Source organism: Xanthomonas sp. SHU 308, assembly GCF_000364645.1.
GTDB lineage: Bacteria > Pseudomonadota > Gammaproteobacteria > Xanthomonadales > Xanthomonadaceae > Xanthomonas_A > Xanthomonas_A sontii.
This window is the reverse complement of record NZ_AQOK01000268.1, coordinates 1-4,344: the sequence shown is the minus strand read 5'-3', so window position 1 is coordinate 4,344 and position 4,344 is coordinate 1. Positions and strand designations below refer to the sequence as shown.

Genomic DNA, 4,344 nt, shown 5'->3' with positions numbered 1-4,344 from the left:
GGCGAGGTTGCCGGCGGCGATCAGGCGGCCGCTGGCGCTGAGCGTGCCATCGGCATGCAGGGTCAGCGCGCCGCTGTTGCCGAGGCTGCCATCGGCGCGCACGCCGGCCGCGGCCACACCGCCGATGGCGACGTTGCCGCCGCTCAGGCGCAGGTTATCGCTGGACAGGGTCTGCCCGGCGTTGTCGATACGCTGGCCCTGCAGCGCGACATCTGCACCGCTGACGGTGCCGTGCTGCAGCACGCTGGCGTCGCTGCCGAGCACGACCTGGTTGGCGTTGAGGGTACCGGCTACGGTCAAGTCGCCGTGCGATTGCAGTTGCAGCGTGGTCGCGGCGCTGAGGGCGCCGCTCTGGGTCAGCGCACCGCCGGCCTGTGCGCTGAAGGCGCCGGCCGAGGCCAGGGTGCCGCCGAGATTCAGATCGCCCTGGCTGACCAGGGCCACGTCGCCGGTCTCGCTGCCGAGCTGGCCGCTGCTGGCGACGCTGGCCGCCTGCACGCGCAGGGCGCTGCCGGCGATCAGGTCGCCGCGGTTGTCGACCGCCCCATTGGCGGTCAGCGCCAGGCGCTGCACGCCGTAGCTGCGGCCGGTCTGCTGCAGCGAACCGACATCCAGTTGCAGGCGCTGGCGCGCACGCAGCGCGCCGGCGTTGCTGAGCAGGCCGCTCACGGTGAAGGTGCCGTTGCCCAAGGCGGCGAGCAGGCCGCTGCTGCCGTTGGTGGCGCTGGCGGCGGTGAGCGTCAGGTCGCTACCGGCGACGACCTGGGCGGCGTTGTTGAGCGCGCCGGTTGCGCGCAGGTCGAGCGTCGAAGCGGACTGCACCAGGCCACCGAGGGTGAGGTCGCCGGTGCTGGTCATCGCCAGCGTGGTACCGGCATCGACGGTGCCCTGGCTGTCGATGGCCGCGCCGCTCAACTGCAGCGCGCCGGCGCTGTGCAGCACGCTCTGGCTGCCGCTGCGCAGGGTGCCGCCGGCCTGCAGGGTGGCGTCCTGGCCGGCGCTGACGCTGCCGTTTACCTGCAGGTCGCGCTGCGCGTGTGCCTGCAATCCCTGCGTGGTGGCGAGTTGGCCGCCAAGCGACAGGTCGCGCCCAGCGCGTAGGTCCAGCGCCTGTGCGCTGAGCGTGCCGGTCTGCAGCAGATCGCCCTGCGCTTGCGCGCTGAGTGCGGTGGCGGCGGCGACGGTGCCGCCCAATGTCAGATCACCCTGGCTGGTCAGCGCCACCTGTCCGCTCTGGCTGCCGAGCTGGCCGGTGCTGGCGATGCGTGCGGCGTCGAGTTGCAGGTCGCGCTTGGCGATCAGTTCGCCCTGGCTGTCGATGGCGCCGCTGGCGTGCAGGCTCAGCGTGTCGCCAGCGTAGGCCTGGCCGCTGTGCTGCAGATCGCCGACCTGCAGGGTCATGGCCTGGCCGGACTGCAGGGTGCCGGCGTTGGCGAGGGTGCCGGCGGTGGTCAGAGCCAGCGCGCCCTTCGCGGCGAGGCTGCCGCCTTGGGCATTGCCGATGCCGGCGGCGGCGACGCTGAGGTCGCGGCCGGCCAGCACTTGTGCGGCATTGGTCAGTTGGGTGCCTGCGGCGAGCGCGACGTCGCGCCCGGCCTGGGCCACGCCGGCGATAGCCAGGGCGCCATCGCTGCGCAGGGCCAGATCGATGGCAGCGTCGAGCGTGCCGCGGCTGTCGATGCTGCCGCCGTGCAGGGTGATGGCGCCGGCCGCGCTCTGCAGCACCGCCGCGTTGCCGGTGGCGACGCTGGCGCCCTGCAGTTGCAGATCGCCGGTGGTCAGGGCCTGGCCATCGATGCGCAGCGCGCGTTGCGCCTGCAGCGTGGCGTTGGTCGCGCTCTGCAACCCGCCGGCGACGCCGACATCGCGCCCGCTCAGGGCGATCGCGCGCGCCTTGGCCACGCCATCCAGGCGCAGGTCGCCCAGCGCGGTGGCGTTCAGTGCCTGCGCGGCGATCACGCTGCCGCCCAGCTGCAGGTCGCCCTGGCTGGTGAGCGTGACCTGTCCGTTCTGGCTGCCGAGCTGGCCGCTGTTGCTGAGGCTGCCCACGTCCACCAGCAGGTCGCCGCCGGCGATCACGTTGCCGCGGTTGTCCATCGCGCCGCTGCTGCGCAGCGTCAGCGCCTGGCCGGTGGAGAGCGTGCCGCTGTGCTGCAGGCTGCCCGCCTGCAGTTGCAGCGATTGTTCGCCGCGCAGCAGGCCGGCGTTGTCGAGCAAGCCATCGATGTGCAGATCCAGCCCGCGGCCGGCGGCCAGCGTGCCGGCAGCGCGGTTGACCGCGCTCGCCGCTTGCACCTGCAGATCGCGCCCGGCCACCACGCGGGCGCTGTTGTCGAACGCACCGGCGGCAGTCAGCCGCACATCGTTGCCGCCCTGGGCGATGCCGGCCAAGCGCAGCGCGTCCTGGCTGTGCAGGGTCAGGTCGGTGCCGGCGTCGAGCGCACCCCGGCTGTCGATGCTGCCACCGTCCACGGCGATGGCCGCGGTGCTCTGCAGCACCGCGGCGCTGCCGGTGCCGACGCTGGCGCCGCGCAGCTGCACGCTGCCGCCGGCCAGCGCCTGCCCGTCCAGTTGCAGCGCGTGTTGCGCCTGCGCCTGCAGGGTCGACGCACTTTGCACCGTGCCGGCCATGCTCAGATCGCGCCCCGCCTCCAGTTGCACGGACTGCGCCTTGCTGGTGCCGGCGTGCAGCAGATCGCCCGCCGCCTGCAGGTGCAGCGCGGTGCCGGCGATCTGGGTGCCGGTCACTTGCAGATCGCCGGCGCTGACGACGCCGAGCTGTCCGTCCTGGCTGCCGAGCTGGCCGCTGCTGGTCACGCTGCCGGCGCTGATCGCCACATCGTGCTTGCCGATCAGGTCACCGCTGTTGATCAGTGCGGTGGCCGCCTGCACGGTCAACGTATCGCCGGCATAGCTGCGGCCCGTCTGTTGCAGGCTGCCGACGGTCAAGGTCGCGGCCTGGCCGGCCTGTACCAGACCGGCGTTGTCGACGTTGCCCTGCACGTTGGCGTCGAGCGTCGTCTGCGCGAGCCACTGGCCTTGCGCCTGGTTGCGGGCGCTGGCGGCGGTGAGCTGCAGCGCGCGCCCGGCGAACACCTTGGCCTGGTTGTCCAGGGTACCATCGGCAAGCACCGCGACATCGCGCCCGGCCTGGGCGAGGCCGGCCAGGTGGATATCGCCCGTGCTGTGCAGGCGCAGATCGGTGCCCGCGTCCAGCGTCCCCTGGCTGTCCAGCGCGGCGGTGTCCACCTGCAGGGCGGTGGCGCTCTGCAGGATGGCGCCGTTCCCCAACGCGACGCTGGCGGCGTTGACGCCGACCGCGCCGCTCGCGCTGGCCTGGCCGTCCACGCGCAACGCACGTTGCGCCTGCAATTGCAGCGCATCGGTGCTCTGCACGGTGCCGGCCACGCCCAGGTCGCCCGCGGCAGCGAGCTGCACGCCGGCCGCACGCAGGCTGCCGCGCTGCTGCAGATCGCCCAGCGCCTGCGCGTTCAAGGCGCCGGCGGCCACGACCACGCCGTCGAGTTGCACGTCGCCGTGGCTGTTCAGCACGACCTGACCGCGCTGGCTGCCGAGCTGGCCGCTGCTGGCCAGGCTGCCGGCATCGAGCTGCACGTCGCCGCCGCCGACCAGGTCGCCCTGGTTGGCAACGGCACCATCGACGCTCAACGTCAGCGTCGTGCCGGCATTGGCCGAGCCGGTCTGCGTAAGGCTGGCGGCGCGCAGGCCCAGCGCGCCGCCGGCGTACAGGTGGCCGTCGTTGGACAGCACGGTCGCGCTGCTCAGGCTGGCATCGCCCAGGGCCGACAGGCTGGCGCCGGCGGCGTTGCTGAGACTGCTGGCGTTGGCGCTGAGCGCGCCGCCGGCCACGACCAGGGCCTGGTTCTGCAGCGCCCCGGCGCTGCTCAGCGCGAGGTCGCCACGCGATTGCACGGTGCCGGCCAGCGACAGGTCGCCGGCGCTGCGCAGCGCCAGGGTGGTGCCGGCGTCGAGCACGCCGGCCTGGGCGATGCTGGCGCCGTCCAGCGCGAGTGCGCCGCCGCTCTGCACCTGCCCGCTCTGCAGCAATGCGCCCTGCGCATGCAGCGTGGCATTGCCGCCGGCCGCCAGGGTGGCGCTGCTGCGCAACTGGCCATCGGCGCTCAGCTGCAGATCGCCATCGGTGCGGACCACACCGTCCAACGTGACGTCGCCGGCCGCCTGCAGTTGCGCGCTGCCTGCGCTCAGCGTGCCCGATTGCAACAAGGCGCCGCCGGCCTGCGCGGTCAGCGCGCCCTTCGCCGCCACCTGCCCGGCCAGGGCCAGGTCGCCGCGGCTGCGCAGGGCGACGTCGCCGCCCTGGCT

General features: G+C 73.5%; 1 pseudogene. It reads right to left on the bottom strand.

Annotated features, from left to right (window positions below):
* A pseudogene (locus tag D588_RS0109875) lies at window positions 1-4,344 on the bottom strand (filamentous hemagglutinin); the annotation flags it as partial.